The organism is Paenibacillus hubeiensis (assembly GCF_032334105.1).
GTDB classification, from domain to species: Bacteria; Bacillota; Bacilli; order Paenibacillales; family Paenibacillaceae; genus Paenibacillus; species Paenibacillus hubeiensis.
On the sequence record NZ_JAVYAE020000002.1, the window covers coordinates 581,869 to 605,741 of the forward strand.

A 23,873-nucleotide genomic window follows, 5' to 3' on the forward strand; every position below is an offset into this window, starting at 1 on the left:
CGTTCCAGATACTCATTCATCTTTTCTATATATTTTGCAGGCCGTGTCCGGAATGGGGAAACTCAATGTAATCATGGGGAACGTTGTTTTTCTCCAATGCGTTAATCAAATATTTAACTGTTCCAAAAGGAGCTACCTTATCGTATTTTCCATAGGCAGCCAGCGTTGGTACAGCATTTTCATCAATCCACATATACGGTGAAATATCTTTGATGGCTTCATCATAGCTTGCCGTTCCTATCATATCTGTGGTAATAGGGTTACCAGACATAATGCTGAATAAGCCTGCCTCTGGATTCTGATCCAAACCGTAGGTAGTCCAGTATCCGTATAAACACGACCTACGGAATCATTCCAATTCACCTGCATTTCTCCTGACAGTGGGCTATAAGTCATTTTGATAATTGCAGAAGCCACAAATGCAACAATGAAAGCACCTACATAAATAAATCCCCACAATACTTTTTTCCTGCTTTTTCTTTATTTTTCATAGGAAGTTACCACCGAAAAGTGCACCGCCGAGCATAAGATTCAAAAATGCCCGCATCGCAAGCCAGCCCAAAATGGCAGCTACGATCATCACTACAATCAGAATGACGATGCGTTTTTGTATAAGTGTCATTTGCTTAATCTCCGTTCCATTTTGTTCGTGCCAGGCAGTTGATAAAGCATCCATTTTTCAAGCTTCATGCAACAGACGTATCTTTTATGGTGTTACAAATGTATCATTGACAGGTAAGCCGCGTTTTTTTTACAGGAATTATGAAGAAAAAGGAAGATGTTCTCAAGGAATATCTCTATAAACTGGTAGGCGATTGGTATGCGGAATCTCAAGAGAGCGGCAGTACTTCTGTAGATGAAACTATCTGTACCAATTACCGATAGAATATGTATATAAACAATGTCTGCTTGAAATCTCAGTCAAGCTAACGGGTAGGATAACGGAAATGTTTGGAGAATAGATTAGGGGACGAACAAGCGAAAATAATATATTGGGATATGCCGGCAATATAGGTAAGTTCAATTTGCAATGGTGTATGAGCGGAGGTTAGATTTATGCAAAGTAGATTAGAACAAGACATTATTTCAACGGCAGAAAGCTTCAAAAACAATTTCTCGGATAAAGGGAACTTTGATTTTAGCGTACTCAGTCTACGTGAAGTAGACGTTATTCTTGACGAATTATGTGAGTATGAATTGGATCATGATACGTTGGATTCTGTTTCTTCGATGGTTGGAAGTTACATTTTCGAAGTGGCAAGAAGGAATTACGGTGGAAAGTATTATTGGATACAAGAAAGAGAGCAGCCCGTTTTAGTTACAGGTGAGCCTGAATTTTCAATTTCAATATTTGCATTCGATAAAGTTAGAGGCAGAATTCAGAATGGAAAAGAAGATGACATCCCTTATTACTTTGATGGTTATATCAAGGCCGTTGAAAAAGGGAAGCAAACAGGATACTGTGCAACTATTGTTTGAATTCTGGAAGATGAAGCTATATAAACCGCAAATAACATATACACCTTCACAATTTTGGATGAATTTGATTTGAGCATACCTGTTACGAATGTTGCTTTGGTTTGCGGACCACATTGTGATATAGGTGGAAAAGATGTCAATGCGGCTTATGAGATAGCAGCTACACTTTCATATTATCGTAAATAATACCCTACCAAGTCGCTAAGTTAGCGACTTTTTTAATTGAAACGCTTGGTAAGCATGCATCCGATATTTTTCACCCCTGCATCCGTGGATCGTCACCTTACGATATGATAGCGTTATCATTTACAATAAATGTATTCAAAATGCCGAGGGGGATTAAGGAATGTTAAAAAGATGGCTTTCGGGATGTATGGCTATTGCCTTATTTTCAATGATACTCGCCGCCTGCAGTGGCAGTGATCAGTCGGAAGGAACGGACAGCAACAATAAAGTTACGGTTACGCTCTGGCATAATTGGACCGGACAGGATGCAAAAGCGGTAGCGATGCGCAAGATCATTGAGGATTTCCGCGTGGCCCATCCAGAAATTGAAGTGGTCGATGAGGGCCTGCCTACAGATGGTCTCAGAACAAGGCTCCGCACGGTGGCCGCTGCCAATGAAATGCCGGACTTGTTTGTCATGTGGCCTGATGCAATGACGAAAGAATTTGTAAAAGGCGATCTGCTGCAGCCGATTAATGCGGAGCTGGACGCGAAGCCAGAGTGGAGGGACAATTTTATCCCGAACGCACTGGATGGTTACACGGTTGACGGGAAGATCTACTCCGTGCCGATGAATCTGGCGCCAAGCTCATTCATTTATTACAACGAGGCACTATTTAAAAAGTATAACGTCAAAGTTCCTGAGACTTGGGCCGAGCTGGAGCAAGCTATTGCAACATTTAACGAGAACAAGGTAATTCCGATGGCGCTTGGGAACAAGGCTAACTGGGTTGCACAATCCACGATCTTCAGTACACTCGCTGACCGGATTACAGGCACGGATTGGTTTCTGAAGGCAGTCGCCCAGGATGGAGCGAGTTTTACGGATCCGCAATTTATCGAAGCGCTAAATAAGATGCAGGAGCTTGGCAACAACAAAGCTTTCCAGGATGGTTTTAACAGTATAGACGAGACACAGATGATGCAGCTGTACTTTCAGGGGAAAGCAGCCATGGTCATGAATGGTGGATGGGCTTTGGCAAATCTGGTGAACAACGCTCCTGCAGAGGTATTGGACAATACGCATATTACTATTCTTCCACCCGTGGACGGTGGCCAAGGGGAGGCAAGAACAACCTCTGGCGTGGTAGGTACCGGCCTGGGTGTAAGCAAGAAGCTGAGCGGTGCCCAAAAAGAAGCCGCCATGGAGCTGTTCTACGCACTGGCTGGTCCGGACGGTCAGAAGGCTACGCTGGACAGCAGCACGCTCGTCAGCTACAACATTGATCTGGATAAATCCAAGGCACATCCTTTGTTCGTGGAACTGTATGATTTAATGCAGGAAGTGAAGATTAACCCGGTCTACGATTCCAAGCTGGGGTCTGCAACGGTAGAAGTTATTAATAACGGACTGCAGGAACTGTTGATGGGCGGCAAAGCCGAAGAGATCGCGGCCAAAATTCAGGCTGCACAAGCCAATGCTATTGGCAACTAAGAAGTCTGATCCGAGTATTGGTGAGACGCAAAACGATGCAAGTACTGCACAATAATGATTGTTGAGCAGCCATCGCCCCCTTCCCCTCAGGGGAGGGGGTTTACGTCTGAATCTCTCATTTCAAAGGTGAAATGTACTACACTCGCAGTGGCCTGGTGTGAATGTTTTTGCAGTCGGTAGAAAGCGATTAACGAAGGGAAGTGAATAAATGAACGCATTAAGCAATCGGCGTTTTATCCTGCTGGGGCTTGCTCCGGCAATGATCATATATGCGTTGTTCGTATTTGTCCCCGTTGTTTGGTCAGCCTATTATGGTTTCTTTAACTGGTCCGGAATCGGGGAGTCCAGCTACATCGGTCTGGACAACTACGTGGAGATCTGGCATGATCCCATATTCTGGCGGGCGCTGAAAAACAACGTGATTTTTGTCCTGGCGTCCGTTTTTGGACAGATTCCGTTAGCGCTGATGCTGGCAGTATTGCTGCATAAAAGCAATCCGCTGCAGCGCTTCCTGCGTTCTGCCGTATTTCTGCCCATGGTGTTATCTACCGTCGTGATCGGCATGATCTGGCAGTATATCTATCATCCACAGATTGGGATTTTGAACTTTCTGTTGGACGCCTTGGGGCTGGAAAGCTGGAAACTGCAATGGCTCTCTGATGATAAGATGGCTATCTTTTCTCTTGTACCGCCGCTGCTCTGGAGCTTTGTTGGTTTGTACCTGATTATTTTCATCTCTGCGCTGCAAAACATTCCCGGTGAGATTCATGACGCGGCCAAGATGGACGGAGCATCAGGAATCCGCAAGGTGGTGTCCATTTCTCTGCCCATGATTTGGGGAACCGTACAGGTCGCGATCATCTTGTGCATTTCGGGCAGTCTGAAATCCTTCGATCTGGTGTACATCATGACCAAGGGGGGGCCGGCACATGCTACAGAGCTGCTCGCTACCTATATGTATAATTCAACCTTTACGACATACCGCTACGGTTTCGGCAGTGCCATCTCAACAACCATCGTGCTGATCTCCTTGCTGCTAATCGGAACAAGCCAGTGGGTGACCAGTCGCAAACGGAAAGAGAACTGAGGGAGAGGAGTGAATTCAATGAGTACAACACCTGTAACGATGCCATCCTCAGGAAGAGCTTCAGGTCATCCGGTTCGTCGTCTGCGGAGTGGAATCATTTGGACGCTGCTAACGGTGTATGGTATTTTAACATTGTATCCGTTTTACTGGCTCGTCATTAGTGCGTTTAAAACGAATGAAGATTTCTACAGCAGACCTTTTGGGCTGCCGGCCCAATGGAACGCGGCCAATTTCAGCCATGCGTGGGAAAGCTCGAAACTGGGAACGGCATTTGGCAACTCCTTGATTGTATCGTTGGGATCGCTGGTATTGACGCTGTTTATTGCTGCGCTTGCTTCTTTCATATTGGCGCGGTTCCAGTTCCGTTGGAAGGGACTGGTCATGACTTTTTTCGTTGTGGGTATGCTGATTCCCATTCATAGTACGCTGGTTCCTTTGTTTATTCTAATGAAGCAGATGTCCTTGTTGAATACATATTGGGCGTTGATTCTGCCTTATACGGCGTTTGCATTGCCTACAGCCATCTTTGTGCTCACAGCTTACCTCACAAGTGTGCCGCGTGACATCGAAGAAGCTGCTTTTATGGATGGAACAGGGCTGTGGGGACTGTTTGCCCGGATTATGCTGCCCATGTCGGTGCCTGCCTTGTCCACGGTTACGATTTTGAGCTTTTTGCATGCTTGGAATGATTTTTCGTTTGCACTCGTGTTCATCAACAAAACCGGTTTGAAAACGCTGCCGCTGGCGATTGCGAACTTCGCAGATGGATATCAGACGGACTATGGATTAACGCTGGCCGCCATGACTTTATCGGTGATTCCGACCATTATTTTATATCTTGTTTTTCAGGAACAGGTTATGAAGGGCATGACGGCTGGTGCGGTCAAAGGATAAACGAAATCGCATCCAGAGGAGGAAATGGCATTGGGACGCTGGCTTACTTCTTCGCTCCAGAGAAAACTCTCGGTGGTCGTAACAGCTTCCATGATTGTGCCGCTGCTGGCGCTAGGTCTGTTCGCGTTTTTGATTTCGTCCCGCATTACCGAACAGAAAACGAAGCTATCCGGCATGGATACATTAAAACAAGTGGAAGCCAACCTCCGCTATATGCTGCAGGACGCCGAGAATCTATCGATTTTTCTGATCGGGGAGCGGGATATTCAGCAGTACTTGAGTCGAAATGAAGATCACGAGCTGGACCGCGTGGACATTGTCGGCAGAATGACCAATCTGGCAGCTTCCAAAAAGTATATCGCGAACATTGCGATTTATCCGGATCGGTTCAATGCCTCCTTGACGACGGCAACCTGGTATGAGCCGGGGATTGCCTATCCGCCAATACCAAGTGGAGATGGAGACAAAACATGGACCAGCGTGTATCCGGTTCACAACTATGCAGGGATACAAAATGTGATCACGCTGGTACGTCCCATCCGCAGCATTCATGACTATCGTCATCTTGGGTGGCTCGCAATCAGTCTGGATGAAAAGGCTATATCCAAAGACTGGGCTACGCTGGGACTTGGCAGAGGCGAAGGCCGCTTGGAGCTGATCGGGCGTTCGGGAGAAATACTGGCTTCCATGGATAAATCCCGACTTGGGCAATCTCTGGAGCAGGTTGAACCAGATGTGCAAACAACGATGTGGCAGCAGGGGAGCGGCACGACAACGTATGGCAGCGGAGAACATAAACGCACGCTCCTCTATTACCCGCAACCGTTGACGGGATGGACGTTGACCGGAACGGTGCCCTACGATCAATACAAGTCGGAAAACGGTTATATTCTGATTCTTACGGCGCTCGCTGTGGTTGCTTCCGCTGTCATTTGCGCAGGACTTGTCTGGTTTACCGTCCGCCGAGTGACGAGGCCTCTGCGTGTGCTCACCAGACACTTGTCCCGTATTGACCCGCATCGTCCACTTCCTTTGTTCGGAACCGAAACCGATGATGAAATTGGCAGACTCGGAGAGAGCTATAATCTGCTTGGGGCGCATATCGAGAGTTTGAAGAATGAAGTTATACGTGGTGAAGCCCGCAAAAAGGAAGCAGATCTCAGGGCGCTTCAGGCACAAATCAATCCTCATTTTCTGTACAACACCCTTTCGTCCATTCACTGGATTGCCTTAATGTCGAAAGAGACTCGAATTGCAGAGATGGTAGAAGGTCTGAGTGATTTCCTGCGGATCAGTTTGAACAACGGTAAAGAATACTGTCCTGTAGGACAGGAAATTGCGCACATCCAGCATTATGTACGTGTGCAGTCCATCCGTTTTCCCGATAAATTTGCAGTCCAGTATATCGTGGATCCCGCATTGGAGCAAAGGATGATGCTGAAGCTGCTGCTCCAGCCGCTCGTCGAGAACGCGATGATCCATGGTATTCAGCCCAAGGTTGGCACGGGAACAATTACCGTCATGATTCGGCAGGATCAAGGGAGGGAACGAATGAACGTACTCGTGCTGGACGATGGCGTTGGCATGGATCAAGAGAAGCTGGACCAGCTGAGGGAAAATCAGCCGGATGAGAAACCGTTCGTTGGCGGATACGGGATTCACAATGTGAATGAGCGACTGCTGCTTCATTACGGGCCTGACGCTCAATTAGAAATGGACAGCAGGATCGGCGGGGGAACTCGGATCTCATTTTCCATACCCTTTTTGGAGGAAAGACCATGAGACTACTAATTGTCGATGATGAAGTAATTATTCGGACCGGACTTGCCAGCGTAATTGCGTGGCACGAGTTAGGGATAGAACTTCTCACACCGGCAGCCTCAGCGGAAGAAGCGATAACGCGGTTGGCAGGAGAACGCCCTCACATTCTGATGACCGATATCCGGATGTCGGGTAAGACGGGGCTTGAACTGGCCGACGAAGGGCTGCGATTGCTGCCGGAGTTGGAGGTTATTATTTTGTCCGGATATGATGACTTCCCTTATGCCCAGCAAGCGATCCGCCAGGGAGTGAAGGACTACCTGCTCAAAACGAGCAAACCGGAAGAAATCATTCAAACGGTTCTTCAAGCCAAACAAAGAATTATGGATCGTTGGGCTGAAAAATCCGAAGAAGGACGACTAATACGGGAGAACAGGCAGCACTTGTTTGAACGATGGGTTATTGATGGTGACGTGGATTCGGGTTCTTGCCCTGCATTCCTGAAGAGGGGAGCCGTCGAATTCGCCGATGATTCTCTGAATGAGGGGCATGGCTATCAACAGGTATTCATTGTTCAGGCCAAAGGATGGAGTCATTCTTCGGCTGCGCTGTTGAGGTTTGCAGTACATAACATGCTGGAGGATATGCTGCCTGGCGCAATCGTACATATTCATAAGAAACAGGTTATTGGCGTTATACAGTCAGCGAACAGGCAGCAGGAACTGCAGAACATATTGGGAGCGGTGTTCAATCACATGGAACCATTGCTGAAATGTCAACTGCGTGCATCTATAGGACATCCGGTTTCTAGTGAGGAACGCCTCCACGAAAGTTACATGACCGCATCCACGGCATTTCAGTTTCTGGGGTTGTTGGAGGATAAAATATGGGGCATTGAACATGTACGTCATCGCAAAGGCGGGAAAACACTGCTTTCGCATGAAGAAGAAACTGCTCTGGGGACACTTCTGCTCGATAATGATCCTGTCATGCTGACCGCATGGACACGAGAGCTTGTAAGCGAGCTTATCATGGATCCGGAAGTGACGCCGGAATCGTTCAATGCCTGTTTGCATTCTGCGGTCATCGCCGGACAGCGCTGGCTTGTTCGTACCATGCATGCATTAGGAAGAGAAGAACCTGCGCGATATGAACCTTGGCAGCCGGAACCGGATGCAGATGCCGCGGACCTCCGGGATTTGCTGTTTCAGCATTTATACGGTCTGATGCAAACCTATTATTGCGAAATGGGCCAAGGACAGGCGTCACATGTGCAAAAGGCCATTGCCTACATTGAATCCGGATTTGCACAGGAGATCAGTCTGCAGCAGGTGGCCGGTCAGGTCCATTTGCATCCGGGACATCTTAGCGAATTGTTTAAGAAAGAAACAGGCCTCACGTTTGGGGATTTTGTGACGAATATGCGTATCCGGCGGGCGATGGAGATGTTGGCAGTCTCTCCTGCAAAAGTCAGTGAAGTGGCTGCGATCATTGGATATGAAGATGTGAAATACTTTAGCAGGCTGTTCAAAAAACATACCGGCAAAACCCCGAGCGAATTTCGAGAGGAGTCATGCACATTCAAGGCTTTGGGGAAATCATAGACAACGATTAACGCCCACATTGAATATCATACAGCTGACTAGGTATAACTGCATTGATAACAAGGGGGAAGTTAAACAGGCAAGACAATAAAGAGCCATGCACATTTGCACGGCTCTTTATTGTAATATTAGAGTAGCAGCAAACCGTTACAAAACAGGCTCATTTTGCTTTTTGAAATAATGCTCAATGACCAATTCGAGCACAGGCTCAGGCTCAGCACGCTGTAACCGGGCCTGTTCATCAAATTCCATGCGATAAGGCTGTTGTACGCTGGCCGGAATCCAATAGGGCAGAGGTTTGCCGGTGGAATCCGGACCATTCGGGTTACCTGTCGCGATGAAATGGGATAGATAGTTACACATCTGGCGCGACAGATCATAATGTTTACCAGTGAAAGGCCGCCAGCATTTGGCGAGTGTTTCGAAGAAAAACCACAGATCGACAGAATGGAAGGTGCCTGGCTGATCCCAGCCTGGAATCTCCGCGTCGAAGTTATAATAATAGAGCGGTGTCTCGGACGGGTGCCCGCTGTTCGATCGAATCGCCAGCTGGATGGCATGTTCGATCATGCGGACTGAAGCCATCTGCAGGGCATGTTCCAAGTCGCCGGTGTCGACTTCGCAGCGCTGCAAAAAGGCCGGGGCATCCTCGCCAAAAATTTCGCCAGCCATCTGTTTCAGTTCGTCCAGGCTGCCTACCGCAGGCCGGGTCCAGAACTCGGAAGACGTGTGCCCGAGCATCACCGGAACGGGTTCGCGTTGATGCTGAATGAAGCGGGTGAATGGATCGCCTGCACAGAACTGTTCATCGATAACGGTTCCCCAGAAGCCTTTGTATTCCAATGTTTTGTCACGCAGGTATTCGGCATCCAGCTGCCTTGCTTCAGCCAGCGAGGATACTCCCAGGAAGCGGAAAAATGCAACACCTTCCTGCTCGGCATCACGCAGTGTGCCGCGAACTGCGGGTACACGTACATTCGGGTACAGCTCGGTCGCCATGCCGCTCATAATGACAGCCCGATGGAATAACCCTTTATTTTGCGGGGAGGTCATCTGGCTGAGTACACTGCCGCCTCCCGCCGACTGTCCGCCAATCGTGATCTGATCCGGATCCCCGCCAAAGGCGGCAATGTTGCGTTTCACCCACTGCGTGCCTGCCTGTTGATCCAGATGTCCGAAGTTGGCCGGAGCTTCCGGGGATTCGGCACTGATTTCGGGATGGCACAGGAAGCCAAACGCATTAAGCCTGTAGTTGACGGTAACCACAACAATGCCTCTGCGGGCAATACGTTCACCGTCAAACTCCATTTCGGCGGTGTGACCAACTTGAAGTCCTCCGCCAAAATACCAGACAAACACAGGCAGCTTCTCATCGGTCCGTTTGGCGGGTGTCCAGACGTTCAGATACAGGCAGTCCTCATTCATCGGCAGGTCCGGATCAACAGCCCATTCCCGGGTGTATATGTTGTTATCGTCGATGACCGTTGGGGCTTGCATGGAGATCGGCGCAAAATCAAAAGCTTGCAGCACCCCATCCCAGTCGGGCGCAGGCTGCGGAGCGCGCCACCGATTCTCACCTACCGGAGGGGCTGCGAACGGGATGCCTTTAAAGCTGGTTATACGCGGATCTGCGGCGGGCAGCCCCTGAATTTGACCATTTTCTACTGTAACCGTTCTAAGCAACACAACATTCTCCTCTCTGGATTGAATATCCATTACGTATGTCGTCTCAAGAATCGTGGGTGCGCTTACATCTATGCTGGGCAAAAGCTCTCTATATCCATGATAAGCAACTTGAAGCTTTGTTTCCAGTCGTGAAAATAAAGGTGACAGTAATATTTAATAATGACTACATATGAACAAGGGAGAGGATCAGGTTGGGCTCATTGTGGAGAGACAGAAGCAGGGCCAGTCATGTTTACTTTATCAGCGGCGGACATAAGCCGTGTAACACCCATCAATGGGGACCGGGGGTGCGTGACGTTTATGCGCTGCATTATATTATTCGGGGGCAAGGAACACTGGAGACAGGGGGCCGACGTTTTCGACTGAGCGCCGGGGAGAGTTTTATGATTTTTCCGCAAAAGGAAATCTATTATTACCCAGACCCGGACGATCCGTGGGAGTACGTGTGGGTCGAGTTCAGCGGGCAGGACGCCTCACAGATATTGGAATTGACCCAACTTTCGATATCGCAGCCTGTTGCATCAGCTGCGCCAGAGACGCTGGAGCCTTGGTTTCATCTGGCCTGGAATGCGGGTGCATCGGCAAGTGAAGTGCTGCGGGCCGATGCACGCTTGCACCTGCTGCTGTCCTATTACATGGAATACTTTCCAAGCGAGCGGCAGGACGAACCCCAAGATTACGTATGGCTGGCGAGAAGATATATTGAGCAAAATTACTGGAAGCCGTCCTTGACTGTTGCCGAGATTGTGCAGGCCGTAAATCTGGAGCGCAGTTACCTGTTTCGGCGATTTAAAGAAGCTACAGGCGAATCGGTATCGGCGTACATCATGTCATGCCGCATCCGGCGCGCCTGCGAGCTGTTGAAAACATCCGGCTTAACCGTTCAATCCGTGGCCTATTCGGTCGGTTATAATGACCCGCTTTATTTTTCCAAAGTATTCAAGAAAGCAACATCATATACGCCCTCAGCATACATGATGCTGCATCAGAAAGACACCTGTCGATAATAGAACAAGGCGCAAAATACCGAAGCACATACCACAAAGTGCATCAATAGCACAGAATAATGGTCAGCCGTATTTACGTTAACGAAAGAGAGCACAGTTCCCCGATTCCCGGAAATAACGAATCAGCTTCTCGATCGGTTCCCGTCCACAGTTCAGCTTCACGCCGAGACAATCAATGCAGAGAAATTGCTGGGCTGCGCGCGAGACCAGTTTGATATAGATGCCGACATCGTCCGAGGAGAGGGGAACGGAACAGGAGGTGCATAGGCGGCTTTGAGCCATTTACTTCACCAATTTGGCCCGGACGACGAGACAATCATGGGCCCCGACAACGGGTGCATAACGCTCGCGGAATATACCCAGCTCCTTGTGCTCCCAGCAATCGTAGAGTGACAGGGCATAACCGGCGGCGTAAGGCAGCCCCATATCCCAGAATTGAAGGGACAGCTCGCGCTGACTGTCGCTCAGGTTAAAGAAGCCGATGGCGAGATCTCCGTCTGTCAGCACCTTCACCAGCATGAATACATCGTCTGTGTGGAACCACTGCGGCTCGGGTTTGATGCGATAAGCTCCGCGTGCCTCCGCGTCCTGGTTGATGGCAAGCAGGTCCGGATTCAACAATATATCCTTGGTGGCCTGATTGGCTTTGCGTACATCGCATCCAATCATGAGCGGCGAACCCATCATGGACCAGAGCGAGAAGTGGGTTTTGTATTCAATATCGTTACAGCCGCCAATCGTTCCGATAAAGTCGTTGTTGCTTCCTCCGTACATGCCAACGATGAGCATGTCCATGTCATTATGGCAGAAGGAGCCGGTGTAGCTTTGTTTGCCGAGCTGAGAAAGAGCCAGCTCCTTGACCGATTCCCAGTTGTCGCGAATGTCGCCGGTGGAGCGATACATATGAGCCCCTGATTCACGAATCCAGTCATATACGTTGTCCTCACCCCAGTTGCAGGCAGAGAACAGGATATCCCGTCCGCAGTTTTTGAGCGCAAGGCTCATACGCTTGTACAACAGTTCGCCAGAGATATGACGCGGCTTGAAACAGTAGTCATATTTTAAGTAATCCACACCCCACTCGGCAAACAGCGCTGCATCCTGAAATTCATGCTCGAAGCTGCCTGGATAACCCGCACAAGTATGTGTACCGACACAGGAATACATGCCGAACTTCAGTCCTTTATCATGGATATAATCTGCAAGCGCCTTCATTCCACTCGGGAATTTCTCGGGATCAGCGACCAAGCTGCCGTCAGCATCCCGCTCCTTCAAGCTCCAACAATCGTCGATGACGATGTATTCGTAACCTGCTGCCAGGTAACCCTCCGACACAAATACGTCAGCGACGTCCCGGATTAATTGCTCATTGATATCCCATGTGAAGGTATTCCATGAATTCCAGCCCAGCGCAGGGGCGAATCCCGTTAACGAACGGTTGCTCATTATCTCGCTTCCTTTCTAATCCTGTTTTCAAAATAGCTACAATGAACTTAAACGATAAAAGCGTATTCAGCCATAGCTTGACGTTGCTTGAACATGGACAGATGTTGTCTAAGAAGGAGCAGCCTTTCTTAATTTTTAATAACGCTTTCTTAAGAATGTGGACTTACTTCAGCTGCATCCTCCGGGATAGACTAGAATTAAAAGGAGGAGCGCATATGGAGATAAATACACAATTCCCAACCCTTTCCGCTTCTAAAGCAGGAAGGCGTACTTCTTTATGGAAGCGTTTCAAAAAACAAAAGGTGCTGCATCTTTTTGTCGGACTCGGCATGATATTCCTGCTGATATTCTCCTACACGCCGATGTTTGGTATCCTGATGGCTTTTAAGGATTACAGAATTTCGGACGGGATCAAAGGGATTTTCACAAGCGAGTGGGTCGGTTTCAAATACTTCAATGAATTTATTCATGATTATCAGTTTGGGAATATTGTTCGAAATACGCTGGTATTAAGCTTCTTGAAGGTCATTTTTGCTTTTCCGGCGCCGATCCTTTTTGCAATCATGCTGAACGAAGTGAAAAACATGGGCTTCAAACGTTTCGTTCAGACGATCAGTTACCTGCCTCATTTTATTTCATGGGTTGTGGTGGTGGGTGTCTCTTACGCTTTCCTGTCAGCAGATGTAGGCATGGTCAACAGAGCTTTGATGGAATCCGGCCTAATCGACAAGCCGTTAAATATTTTAACGAGTCCCAACTACTTCTGGGGATTTGCCGTGGGCAGTGCCATCTGGAAGGAGATGGGCTGGTGGACCATCATTTTCCTGGCGGCCATTACCGGGATCAACCCGTCGCTTTATGAGGCTGCCGAGATAGATGGGGCGGGGAGGCTGGCAAGGATCCGCCACATCACCTTACCGGGAATGAAAGGGACAATTGTTGTTGTCCTCGTTCTGACGATCGGAAGCATACTTGGCGGTGGGCTGGTCGGTTCCAATTTTGAGCAGGCCTATTTGTTCGGGAACAGCATCAACAACCCCACCTCGGAGATCGTTCAAACCTATGCTTTTAAAGTCGGCTTAAGTGACGGACGTTTCTCTTATGCGGCGGCTATTGATTTCATTCAGTCCGTGATCTCCGTAATCCTGATATTTAGCAGCAATTACATCGCCAAACGGGTGTCGGGTTCAGGTTTATTCTAGAAAGGGGGCGCAGGCATGCTAAAGACTCAGAAGCAAAAAGATATACTCTTTGACAGTTTCATTTATGCTGCCTTATTTATCATCATGCTTACCATGTTATATCCGTTCTATTATGTTCTGATTGCCTCTTTCAACAAAGGCACCGACACGCTGCTGGGAGGCGTTTACCTTTGGCCGAGAAGCGTCACATTGGAGAACTATAAAATGTTCCTCGGAGATACGAAGTGGCTAAGCGCTTTCCTGGTAACGGTCGCACGGACCGTATTGGGAACCCTGCTTGGTCTCCTGTTGACAAGCCTGGTCGCTTACGCGCTTTCGCACCGGGGCCTTATGTTCAGCAAAACGTATTTTACCATCATCATTTTTGCCATGTACTTTTCCGGCGGCCTGATTCCCTATTACGTCGTTCTTCGTTCGATCGGCTTGCTGAATTCGTTTGCCGTTTATATTGTTCCTTCTATGCTTAACACCTTTTTTCTGCTGATTGCCATTTCCTTTTTTCGCGAAATACCGAGCGAACTCAAAGAGTCCGCTCACATGGACGGGGCAGGTGAACTTGTCATCTTTTTCAAGATCATTTTGCCGGTTTCAACGCCGCTGTTGGCTACGATGGCCCTGTTTATGGGTGTGGGACAATGGAACTCCTGGCTGGATTCCGCTTATTTCGTACAGTCAGACAGCCTTCGCACACTTACTTTTCGCATGATGGAAGTCATCAACCAGAGCAATGCGCCGATGGATTCACTCGCTGTCGCCAATCGTCCCGCTTCGGGGGTCACAAGCTTTTCGCTGCAGGTTACCTCGATGGTCGTTTCCATTGTGCCGATTATTTGCGTGTATCCTTTCCTGCAGAAGTATTTTGTGCATGGCATCATGCTCGGTTCCGTTAAAGGCTGATTCCGAAAACGAGTATTGAACCCTCTTGGCTTATGGTATTTTAAAGAGAACTATGCGGCGCAGGGGGTCTCGAACCATGAGCATCGTCAGAAAAATCATTTGGGGATACGTCATTTTAATTTTTATACCGGTCGTGACGTTCGGCTATTACTACTACGTGCAAATCTATGGGAATCTTACCCAGCAGTTAGTCGAAAGTCGGCAGAAAATCCTGGAACAAGCCTACTCAAACATGAAGGCGGATCTTGTCCGGATCAGTTCGATCCAACGTTATCTGCAATATAACCCTTATGTAACGGATTATTTGGGAGGGCTATACACTTCGGATTCGGAAAGCATTTATGCCTACAACCGTTACATTAGTCCGATTATCTCCCATTCGCTGTTTAACAATAATGAAATCGAGTCGTTTAAAATCTATAAAACGAAACCGCAGACTTTGCCGATCTCCGACCGCTTTCTGGATATTTCAACCCTCTCGCCGGAGGTAAAAAAGATGGCAAGCGGGCTGAAGCCGGGCCATGGAGTGTGGATTATGTCCGATTATGGAGCGTCTCCGCCGCCCCTCGTGTTCTATCAGAATCTTTACAACACGGATTTCACCGAAATTATCGGCCTTCTTGAGCTCCGGATCAATAGTGGTCTTATAAGCAGATTTTACAAGGCGACGGGGAGCGGTGATAACTGGAATGCCCTTCTGCTGCCGAAGCAGGGAGTGCGGGATGCTATTAAAGAGACCGGTATCCAGGTGGATGAAGTTACAAGGAAACAGCTGAGTGACCAAGAGGAGAAAACCTATTTCATTAACCGTAACACGATTGTAAACCAGCTGGACGTCGAGGAGCTCGGCGCACGGATCGTCGTTATCGGCAGCGTGGATGAGGTGTTTCATTCGGTTAAACGAAAAGGAATCATTATGATTTCAACGATCGTTATCCTTTTGCTGTCCATGTCCTTTGCCTACTATGCTCTTGCCTCAACACTGGCAAAACGTATTCTCCGGCTGGCCCGGCATATGCGCCATTTGAATGATAACAACATGAAGCAGTACATCAGCAAACATGATAAACTGGGCCGGCAGGATGAAATCGGTTTTTTGACCAGCACTTATAATGCTATGATTCAGCGTATGGACGAATTGATCAACAACGTACACCGTGCCGAACTGAGGAATAAAGAGGCTGCGTATAAAGTGCTGCAGGCACAAATTAAACCGCATTTTCTCTATAACACGCTGGAGACAATCCGAATGCTTGCCGAATCAAACCATGATAAAGAAGTGGCCGACATTTCTTATTGGTTCGGGAAGCTGATGCGTTACAGCCTGTCATCCAAAGAGGATCATACCGTTCTTGCCCGCGAAATCGAAACCGTGATCTTCTATCTCAATATTCATAAGATGCGGCTGCAGGACAGGCTTTCCATTGAAATTGACATTCATATGGATACGGAGCATGTTCCTTGTCCGCGCTTTATCCTTCAGCCTTTGGTCGAAAACAGTATCGTCCACGGGGCTTCCTCGACCTTGAGGCCGGTTCATATCAAACTGCAGGCAACGGAGGATGCAGAAGAAATGCGCATCCGTATTTCAGACAGCGGAATGGGAATACCCGAAGACAAACTGCAGGCCCTTCGTTCAAGATTATCCGGTGCGAGCGAATCTTTGCATCAGATCGATGAGATGGAAGGAGGCGTAGGCCTATACAACGTCAGTGAAAGGATAAAGTCTTTTTATGGAGAGGGCTCTGACTTGATCCTGGATAGCGTTCAGGGCAGCGGAACCTGTCTTACCCTTGTTGTACCTAAAAAGCGGGGAGAATCGTAATTCCAATTGAAACTCCTTAAAAAATGACAACGCTTTCTTAAGGATGTTGGCTTACCGGACTCCTTCACCGCAGATTAAACTTAAGACATAACAGAACCGGCCGCTCAAAGACATGCTAAACGGCGGAATCGTCACTTTGTTCTTGTAAGCGATTTAATATGGGCCTGTTCATCACCAACCTAATATTAAAGCACTGCTTTAATATCAAAAAATCGATGCTGGAGGGGTTTTATGAAAAAGAATAAGGGGAAGAAAGCACTGCTTTTGTCACTTAGCATAGTTATGCTAACCGTGTTATTGTCTGCCTGCGGCAGCGGCAATAACAATCCTGGCCAGAGCGCAGGTGCGGGGACTGAGAGTCAGTCCTCGGCGGATAACGGGGAAGTCAAGGAACTCTCCTTATTCATCGACGCCTCCTGGTATCCGGTTAAAGAATGGAAAGGGACGGTCGCCGAGAAGATTACGGAAAAAACGGGCGTGAAGCTCAAAGTAACAGTGGCTACGGACGATAAACAGCTTCCCTTAATGATTTCTTCCGGTGACCTGCCGGATCTGGTGTTCACCTATGCCAATATTGACCGCATGTCCGATTCCCAGCTGTCTTATCCTTGGAACGAGCTGATCGAGAAGTATGCGCCTGACTTTAAAATAGACGATACGAGAAAAGCGATCCATACGATGGATGACGGCAATTTCTATACCGTCCGGAACTCTTTTGCGACCCAGGAGGAAATGAGTAAAAATAAATACGCGATCGGCAGCGATGGAAATCCCGGTATAGCCGTAAGGGAGGATATCCTGAAGGAATTAGGCAATCCGCCCATTCAATCGGTCGATGATTTCGTCAAGGTATTGGGCAGGGTTAAAGAGAAATACCCGGATATGATTCCTTTGATCATGGATAAAGACTGGATCGAGCAGTATTTTATGCAGCAGTTCGGTTTAGAGGCGCTCATCGATGGCTGGTACGAACGTGACGGAAAAATCGATTATGCCATTAGACAGCCTGAGATGCTGGAGTACTTCAAGTTTATGAACAGCCTTTATCGCAGCGGATATATTCTGGGCGAAAACTATGCTTACACCAACGATCAGATTGACGATCAGTACGCATTAAGCGGTAAAGCATTTGCTCACAGTCATACTGTCGCTGTGGCAGACACGGATAACATTAAAGCCAAAAGCGACGGAAAACCTTACACGTTCAAAATGCTGCCGAGCGCCTTGTCCGAAAATACCAAGATCGTAAGCACCGGACTAGGCTTTGCGGGTACGTTTATTACGAAAAAAAACAAGGATCCGGAGGCATCGATTAAGTTCCTCCAATACCTGGCCAGCGACGAAGGCAAAAAACTAACCATGTTTGGCGTCGAAGGCGAGCATTGGACATGGAATGACAAGGGATATCCGGATTTGAAATACTCTCCTTCCGATGCCGATTTCATTAACAACAACGGGATTAAGTGGTGGTATTTGTACAACGACGGAGTCATGGAAGGGCTGCAGGGTTATGTTCCGGGAACCCAGAAGACGCAGGCTTTGATGGAGAGAAAGGCTGTAACCGTCTATAAACCGGAAATAGGATTGATTCAAACGCAGCCTGATTCCGAGGAGAAGACGATGAAAACAAAAATCGACGAAATGATTAAAAATGAAAAAGTAAAAATATATCTGGCCCAATCGGAAGAAGAAGCCGTAGCCAATTATGAAGCCATGATCAACAATGCCGAGAACATGGGTCTGCAGCGTCTTGTGGATTGGGCAAACGAGGTTTATCAGAAGAAGAAGGATTTGTTTGTTAAATAAATGAAGAAGTTCGATAGGGATATCAGCGTCCCTATCGAACTTTATTCATATACAGGATCAAAGGTTGAAGCCGTAGTTTTAGCATAACGAAAGGGGAGGGGAGCCGGGATGAAGGTATTGACAGTTGACGATGAGCCGCTAATCTTAAGCGGGCTGGTTAAAATTGTGCAGGAAGTCGCTCCCTTGGGAACCGAGGTCCGTAAGGCAACAAATGCTTATGATGCGCTTGACCTGATGAAGGACTATATGCCCGATGTAACCATTACAGATCTGAATATGCCGGAGAAAAACGGCTTTGAGCTGATTGAGGAAATCAAACTCGGCGGATGGTGCGACCGTTTCATTATTCTGACAGGTTATGATGAATTTGAATATGTGCGCAGAGCGCTTCGAACTGGCGTGGTGGACTATCTGCTAAAGCCGATAGACAAAGGCGAAATCGCCGGTCTGCTTGGGCGTATAAGAGAAGAACTGCCAAACGAATCCGATGCGGATTATTCCTGTCGTGCCAAGCGGATCCTCACGTATATCCAAATTCATTTCCGCAAAGATCTTTCATTGGACGACCTTGCCGAGCGAATGAATCTTCATCCCAACTATATCAGCAGTTTGTTTAAGAAAGAAACCGGGCATACCTTCATCAATTACCTCAATATGTTACGAATCCAGGCGGCCCAGGAGCTGCTGCTGTCCAACAGCGAGCTTTCTGTCAGCGCGATTGGCCAGCAGGTCGGATACGACAGCAAACATTATTTCTCGAAGGTATTCAAGAAATACACGGGCACTACTCCAGGGGCCTACCGGAATAATGAAATATAAAGAATCTCTGTGGTCTGCGAAAAAATTCAAGGTAGATTCATGGGTACAGTTGAAATGCAGTTTCTATATTAATGAACTTATTAAGGGGGAGGGAAAACATGGCGAGCTTAGATTCGGGCCGGCGATTATGGTATCGTGAGCCGGCAGTCGTATGGAACGAAGCGCTCCCGGTTGGTAACGGAAGATTGGGAGCCATGATCTTCGGAAGAACAGCTGAGGAGAAATTGTCACTGAATGAGGACTCTATATGGTACGGAGGGCCTCGTGACCGCAACAATGAAGATGCGCTGGTCCACTTGCCTCAGATACGAAAGCTGATTCTGGATGGAAAACTTCGTGAGGCGGAAGAGCTTGCGGGAATGGCGATGGCCGGACTTCCCGAATCCCAGCGGCATTATCTGCCGCTTGGCGACCTGCTGCTGTCGTTCGCTAATCATGATTTGCCGGCGGAGGACTATATGAGGGAGCTTGACCTCGACAATGGAGTATCCCGGATCCGATATAAAATCGGGGATATCCGTTATACGAGAGAGATATTTGCTAGCTACCCGGATCAGGCAATCATAATGCGAATCTCTGCAGATCACAAGAATGCCATCTCCTTGAAAGCCCGGTTTAACAGAAACAACTGGCGTTACCTGGAAAAGAACGAGAAATGGGAGCAGAGCGGACTCGTTATGCGCGGAGAATGCGGTGGGAAAGGAGGCAGCACGTTTAATGCTGTACTAAAAGCTGTCACGGAGGAAGGCAAGTGCCGGACCGTGGGTGAATATTTGCTGGTGAATGATGCCGACTCGGTAACGTTGATGCTTGCCGCCGGAACGACTTTCCGGCATCCTGATCCGGAGCTGGAGGCCAAACGGAGGCTGGAATCGCTTAGTAAAATGACTTATTCCGATTTGCTGGAACGGCATACCGCCGATTACCGTGCCTTGTATGCAAGGGTGGAGCTGACCCTTCCGGAGCGGGCTGATTTAAGTTTGCTTCCGACCGACGAGCGGCTTGCCAGGATACGTGAAGGGGAGGACGACCACGGTTTAATCTCAACTTATTTCCAATATGGCCGATACCTGCTCATCTCCTCCAGCAGGCCGGGTTCCTTGCCGGCAAATCTGCAGGGGATCTGGAACGATAGTTTTCTTCCGGCTTGGGATAGTAAATACACCATTAATATCAATGCGCAAATGAACTACTGGCTTGCAGAAAATGGTAATCTATCCGAATGCCATGAACCGCTGTTTGATTTAATAGAACGCATGCGCGAGCCCGGACGGACAACGGCGAAGGTAATGTATGGCTGCAGGGGATTCACCGCTCATCATAATACCGATATCTGGGGGGATACAGCACCCCAGGATACCTACCTGCCGGCTTCTTTCTGGCCGATGGGCGCGGCTTGGCTTTGCCTGCATTTGTGGGAGCATTACGAGTATACTCAGGACCGGCACTTTCTTGCCCGAGCTTATGAGACGATGAAAGAGGCGGCATTATTTCTGCTGGATTACTTGATTGAAGATGAAGAGGGACGCCTTGTTACCTGTCCGTCTGTTTCCCCTGAGAATAGCTACATGCTCGCTAACGGTGAGACAGGAGTATTATGTGCGGGGGCGTCCATGGATTTTCAGATTATCGATGCTTTGTTTAAGGCCTGCATCGCAAGCTCGGAAATCATCGGGATGGATGCGGCATTCCGGAAGGAACTGGCAGCGGCTCTGGAACGCCTTCCACAGCCGCAAATTGGCCGTTATGGCCAAATCCAGGAGTGGATGAACGATTATGAGGAGTTAGAACCGGGTCATCGTCACATCTCGCATTTGTTTGCCCTTCAGCGTGGAACGTACGCCCGAACTGGTTAAAGCGGCCCGGATCACGTTGGAGCGCAGATTGTCGAACGGCGGCGGACATACCGGATGGAGCCGGGCCTGGATTATCAATTTCTGGGCCAGACTTCAGGACGGGACACAAGCTTACGATAACGTAAAAGCACTTTTGGCACAGTCGACACTGCCTAATCTGTTTGATAATCATCCGCCCTTCCAAATTGACGGCAATTTTGGCGGAACGGCGGGCATAACCGAAATGTTATTGCAAAGCCACGGCGGAATCCTCCGGCTGCTGCCGGCTTTGCCTGAGGAGTGGAGTCATGGAACCGTTAAAGGACTGAGAGCCCGGGGAGGTTTTACGCTTGATTTTATGTGGGATTCAGGTCAAATATCAACCGCTGTGGTGAAGTGCACCGTTTCCGGTCCTTGCCGTTTGGAAGCCCCCGGTTTACGACCCGTGACCTTTGAAGGAACCGCAGGGCAATCCTACACCTTTACTCGCCAAGAAGAGCAATAGCAGCATTGATCCTGAAGCACTAACCGGTAAAGATCTTATTCAGCTCGTTCTGCACGGTTTAAACGATTCAGAATCGCTTCGTATACAATGTTCAAGAAACCGAAAGATGAATTTTGAAACGATGATGCAAAGGAGGTGCAGCTGGATGCGTGTTGACGCTCATCAGCATTACTGGAAGATCGATCGGAATGACTACGGCTGGATTACCCCCGGGCTGCCTGAACTGTATCGCGATTTTATGCCGGCCGATTTGGAACCATATTTGGTGAAACATGAACTGGATGCAAGCATCCTTGTCCAGGCGGCTCCCACAATCGAGGAGACCCGTTTCCTTCTCACTATTGCCGACCAGACGCCATCGGTTGCCGGTGTGGTAGGCTGGCTCGATCTCTTGGATGCGGATCACAGGCAGCATTATGATCAATTTCGGCGCAGCCCCAAATTTAAGGGCTTCCGGATTATGATCCAGGACATGCCGGATGCCTCCCGCATTCTGGAACCGGCCTTTGTCAAAGCGCTCCGCAGCTATGCCGATGAGGAAGTACCGGTGGACTTGCTGCTCGTATCAGAACAAATGGCTTTTGTGGCGGAGCTGCTCAGGGAAATCCCGAATTTGCGGGGGGTCATTGACCATCTTGCCAAACCTCAGATTAAACAGAAGACATTCGAGCCCTGGAAATCGTATATGAGTGAATTTGCCCAATATCCCGGAATGTATTGCAAATTATCCGGACTGGTAACGGAAGGCGATCATGCGGCTTGGAGCCCGGATGATTTTACCCCCTATATCCGAACGGCTATAGAACTGTTTGGACCTGAACGGGTCATGTTTGGCAGCGACTGGCCGGTATGCCTGCTTGCCGCGGATTATTCGGAAGTTGTTGATCTCCTGAAATGCTCAATTCCCGAGGAGTGGGGCAATCCTCAAATCGAGCGTTTATTTGGCGCCAATGCACAGGAGTTTTACAAGCTATGAAGCTGCTGAATTAAGCACGGATTCGGGTTTTGAAGCAAATTCAGCAGCTTCATGCATATCATTCTCCCAAGATGGAAACCGGGGGATCGGCTTGTTATTTATCGTACCGCTTGGAGACATCCTGGAAAATCGTAAGTTGATCCTTTCATCGTTGCTTCTTACAGCCGCCGTTTTGGCAATGGCCGCTGTAATCAAAAGCGCCACCCTGTTCCTACCGCTTCACTCGTGATCGGAGTAGGTTCCGTAGCAGCACAAATACTTATGCCGTATGCGGCTCATCTCTCGCCTGAAGCCGTGCGTGGTCGCAATGTGGGCAACGTTATGAGCGGGCTGCTTCTGGGGATTATGCTCGCGCGTCCCGTTTCAAGCTTGGTGGCGGAGTATGTTTTGGGCTACAGTTCCGTTGGTATTGACAAGTCCGCCGTTCCATTTCACTCAGAAGGAGGTCGCTCTGTTCGCATTGGTCGGGGTAATGGGCGCCATTGTGGCGCCACATTAATTCACATCAGCACTTAAATGGATAAACTGAAAATGGTTTTAAATGGAGGAGCCTGCACATAGCGGGCTCTTTTCGTCTTTTTTTGCCTTAATAATGAAGTTAATTCTCAAGAGGGAGGTGGTGTGTTTTTATGAGGAAGAACTCGCGTTCGCTTGCGGCTAGCTCTTTCTGAAAGCGCCGGCGCAGAATCACCAGGTGCTACTGTCTTTATGGGGTATCTGTGTAAACAAGCTGATGCGCGCTTTTTTATGGTTATACCACATATGGATTTGGTTTGAAGGACAGACTCATTCTTTAAAATAGGGCGTAATCCCTTTTGAATATAGGTTCTCCACTAACTTGAAAAATTCTTCTGACGATAAATCCTTTTGACGCTGGAGCCAAAGACGAAATAAAGAAAGGGAAGTTGTCAGGTAAAACTCAATGAAGTAAGGCGTTAAGGAATGGTTTTGCGGAACGTTTAATTCTAATTGATCCAAAGTGATTTCTTTTTTTAAGCGTTTTAAAAAACGGGCACTTCCATAATCACCTAAGAGGGCATTAAGAACCAGGAGATGTTCTCTTTTATCCAGACAATAGAGCGTATCTTGAACCGTATGCATCGATATCTCTTTATTCGCCAATTCTTTTTTAATGTCATTCAATAACTCATTCTCAACAGAGTCTAACAATTCGTAAATGTCAGTAAAGTATTGATAAAAGGTGCTGCGGTTATATCCGGACTTATTCGCAATTTCCTGAACCGAAATTTTCTCAATCGGCTTTTGGCTATATAACTCACAAAAAACTTCTATAAACTTTTGTCTTGTTTTCTCCGTTATTTGGGGTTGCTTATTCATGTTTCCCTCCTACTAGCGAATAAGAATATCATCCGACAAATCATAA

The 23,873-nt window shown here is 48.2% G+C and carries 19 protein-coding genes and 2 pseudogenes; 15 read left to right on the top strand and 6 right to left on the bottom strand.

The features are described from left to right. Window positions 1-25: 25 nt before the first annotated feature. Together RSX24_RS09175 and RSX24_RS09180 are read right to left on the bottom strand one after the other, a co-directional pair. Window positions 26-307, bottom strand: a complete 282-nt coding sequence (locus RSX24_RS09175) for an alpha/beta hydrolase family protein (protein ID WP_236412670.1) — start codon at window positions 305-307, stop codon at window positions 26-28. 180 nt (window positions 308-487) lie between these two features. Continuing rightward, window positions 488-622, bottom strand: coding sequence for a hypothetical protein (locus RSX24_RS09180; RefSeq protein WP_290371408.1), 135 nt, complete (start codon window positions 620-622; stop codon window positions 488-490). Between the two features lie 434 nt (window positions 623-1,056). Between RSX24_RS09180 and RSX24_RS09185 the strand changes: the two genes are divergently transcribed. The 6 genes from RSX24_RS09185 (at window position 1,057) to RSX24_RS09210 (ending at window position 8,485) form a co-directional block, all read left to right on the top strand. Next, complete coding sequence (locus RSX24_RS09185) at window positions 1,057-1,479, top strand: hypothetical protein (protein WP_236412672.1); 423 nt, start codon at window positions 1,057-1,059, stop codon at window positions 1,477-1,479. A 346-nt stretch (window positions 1,480-1,825) separates the two neighbouring features. Beyond that, window positions 1,826-3,139 carry an extracellular solute-binding protein gene (locus RSX24_RS09190; protein WP_236412674.1) on the top strand — a complete coding sequence of 438 codons (1,314 nt, stop codon included), beginning with the start codon at window positions 1,826-1,828 and terminating at the stop codon, window positions 3,137-3,139. A gap of 208 nt (window positions 3,140-3,347) precedes the next feature. Further along, the gene (locus tag RSX24_RS09195; RefSeq protein ID WP_236412675.1) at window positions 3,348-4,226 is read left to right on the top strand and encodes a carbohydrate ABC transporter permease; all 879 of its coding nucleotides are present in this window, start codon (window positions 3,348-3,350) and stop codon (window positions 4,224-4,226) included. A gap of 39 nt (window positions 4,227-4,265) precedes the next feature. Beyond that, window positions 4,266-5,120 carry a carbohydrate ABC transporter permease gene (locus tag RSX24_RS09200; protein ID WP_236412962.1) on the top strand — a complete coding sequence of 285 codons (855 nt, stop codon included), beginning with the start codon at window positions 4,266-4,268 and terminating at the stop codon, window positions 5,118-5,120. A gap of 24 nt (window positions 5,121-5,144) precedes the next feature. Beyond that, window positions 5,145-6,902 (top strand): cache domain-containing sensor histidine kinase, encoded by a 1,758-nt coding sequence (locus RSX24_RS09205; RefSeq protein WP_236412677.1) that lies wholly within the window; start codon window positions 5,145-5,147, stop codon window positions 6,900-6,902. Beyond that, complete coding sequence (locus RSX24_RS09210; protein WP_236412679.1) at window positions 6,899-8,485, top strand: helix-turn-helix domain-containing protein; 1,587 nt, start codon at window positions 6,899-6,901, stop codon at window positions 8,483-8,485. Before RSX24_RS09205 ends, RSX24_RS09210 begins: the two co-directional genes overlap by 4 nt. 147 nt (window positions 8,486-8,632) lie before the next feature. Here the strand turns inward: RSX24_RS09210 and RSX24_RS09215 are convergent, their stop codons facing one another. Next, window positions 8,633-10,168 (bottom strand): carboxylesterase/lipase family protein, encoded by a 1,536-nt coding sequence (locus tag RSX24_RS09215; RefSeq protein ID WP_343260361.1) that lies wholly within the window; start codon window positions 10,166-10,168, stop codon window positions 8,633-8,635. 203 nt (window positions 10,169-10,371) lie between these two features. Here RSX24_RS09215 and RSX24_RS09220 point away from each other — a divergent pair, with 203 nt between their 5' ends. Then, window positions 10,372-11,178 (top strand): AraC family transcriptional regulator, encoded by an 807-nt coding sequence (locus tag RSX24_RS09220; protein ID WP_290371412.1) that lies wholly within the window; start codon window positions 10,372-10,374, stop codon window positions 11,176-11,178. Window positions 11,179-11,256: 78 nt separating this feature from the next. Here RSX24_RS09220 and RSX24_RS09225 read toward each other — a convergent pair whose 3' ends face one another. Both RSX24_RS09225 and RSX24_RS09230 read right to left on the bottom strand, forming a co-directional pair. Further along, window positions 11,257-11,460: a hypothetical protein gene (locus RSX24_RS09225; protein ID WP_236412685.1), complete on the bottom strand. Its 204-nt coding sequence runs from the start codon at window positions 11,458-11,460 to the stop codon at window positions 11,257-11,259. Beyond that, window positions 11,461-12,624: a glycoside hydrolase family 27 protein gene (locus tag RSX24_RS09230; RefSeq protein WP_343260362.1), complete on the bottom strand. Its 1,164-nt coding sequence runs from the start codon at window positions 12,622-12,624 to the stop codon at window positions 11,461-11,463. A gap of 215 nt (window positions 12,625-12,839) precedes the next feature. On the opposite strand from RSX24_RS09230, the gene RSX24_RS09235 reads away from it, so the two are divergent. From RSX24_RS09235 to RSX24_RS09275, 8 genes and pseudogenes are all read left to right on the top strand, one after another. Continuing rightward, window positions 12,840-13,826, top strand: coding sequence for an ABC transporter permease (locus RSX24_RS09235; RefSeq protein ID WP_236412964.1), 987 nt, complete (start codon window positions 12,840-12,842; stop codon window positions 13,824-13,826). Window positions 13,827-13,841: 15 nt separating this feature from the next. Beyond that, window positions 13,842-14,723, top strand: a complete 882-nt coding sequence (locus RSX24_RS09240) for a carbohydrate ABC transporter permease (RefSeq protein ID WP_236412690.1) — start codon at window positions 13,842-13,844, stop codon at window positions 14,721-14,723. A gap of 76 nt (window positions 14,724-14,799) precedes the next feature. Continuing rightward, window positions 14,800-16,548 carry a sensor histidine kinase gene (locus RSX24_RS09245; protein WP_343260363.1) on the top strand — a complete coding sequence of 583 codons (1,749 nt, stop codon included), beginning with the start codon at window positions 14,800-14,802 and terminating at the stop codon, window positions 16,546-16,548. Between the two features lie 231 nt (window positions 16,549-16,779). Continuing rightward, a complete protein-coding gene (locus RSX24_RS09250) occupies window positions 16,780-18,354 on the top strand; it encodes an extracellular solute-binding protein (protein WP_343260364.1) in 1,575 nt (524 codons plus the stop codon). Window positions 18,355-18,462: 108 nt separating this feature from the next. Further along, the gene (locus RSX24_RS09255; protein ID WP_236412693.1) at window positions 18,463-19,173 is read left to right on the top strand and encodes a response regulator transcription factor; all 711 of its coding nucleotides are present in this window, start codon (window positions 18,463-18,465) and stop codon (window positions 19,171-19,173) included. A gap of 98 nt (window positions 19,174-19,271) precedes the next feature. Then, window positions 19,272-21,513 (top strand): annotated as a pseudogene (locus tag RSX24_RS09260) (glycoside hydrolase family 95 protein). Between the two features lie 145 nt (window positions 21,514-21,658). Next, window positions 21,659-22,489 carry an amidohydrolase family protein gene (locus RSX24_RS09270; protein WP_343260367.1) on the top strand — a complete coding sequence of 277 codons (831 nt, stop codon included), beginning with the start codon at window positions 21,659-21,661 and terminating at the stop codon, window positions 22,487-22,489. After that, window positions 22,434-22,982: pseudogene (locus tag RSX24_RS09275) on the top strand (MFS transporter); the annotation flags it as partial. The gene RSX24_RS09270 and the pseudogene RSX24_RS09275, both read left to right, overlap by 56 nt. 293 nt (window positions 22,983-23,275) lie before the next feature. Here RSX24_RS09275 and RSX24_RS09280 read toward each other — a convergent pair. Continuing rightward, window positions 23,276-23,827 (bottom strand): TetR/AcrR family transcriptional regulator, encoded by a 552-nt coding sequence (locus RSX24_RS09280; protein ID WP_343260368.1) that lies wholly within the window; start codon window positions 23,825-23,827, stop codon window positions 23,276-23,278. Between the last annotated feature and the right edge of the window lie 46 nt (window positions 23,828-23,873).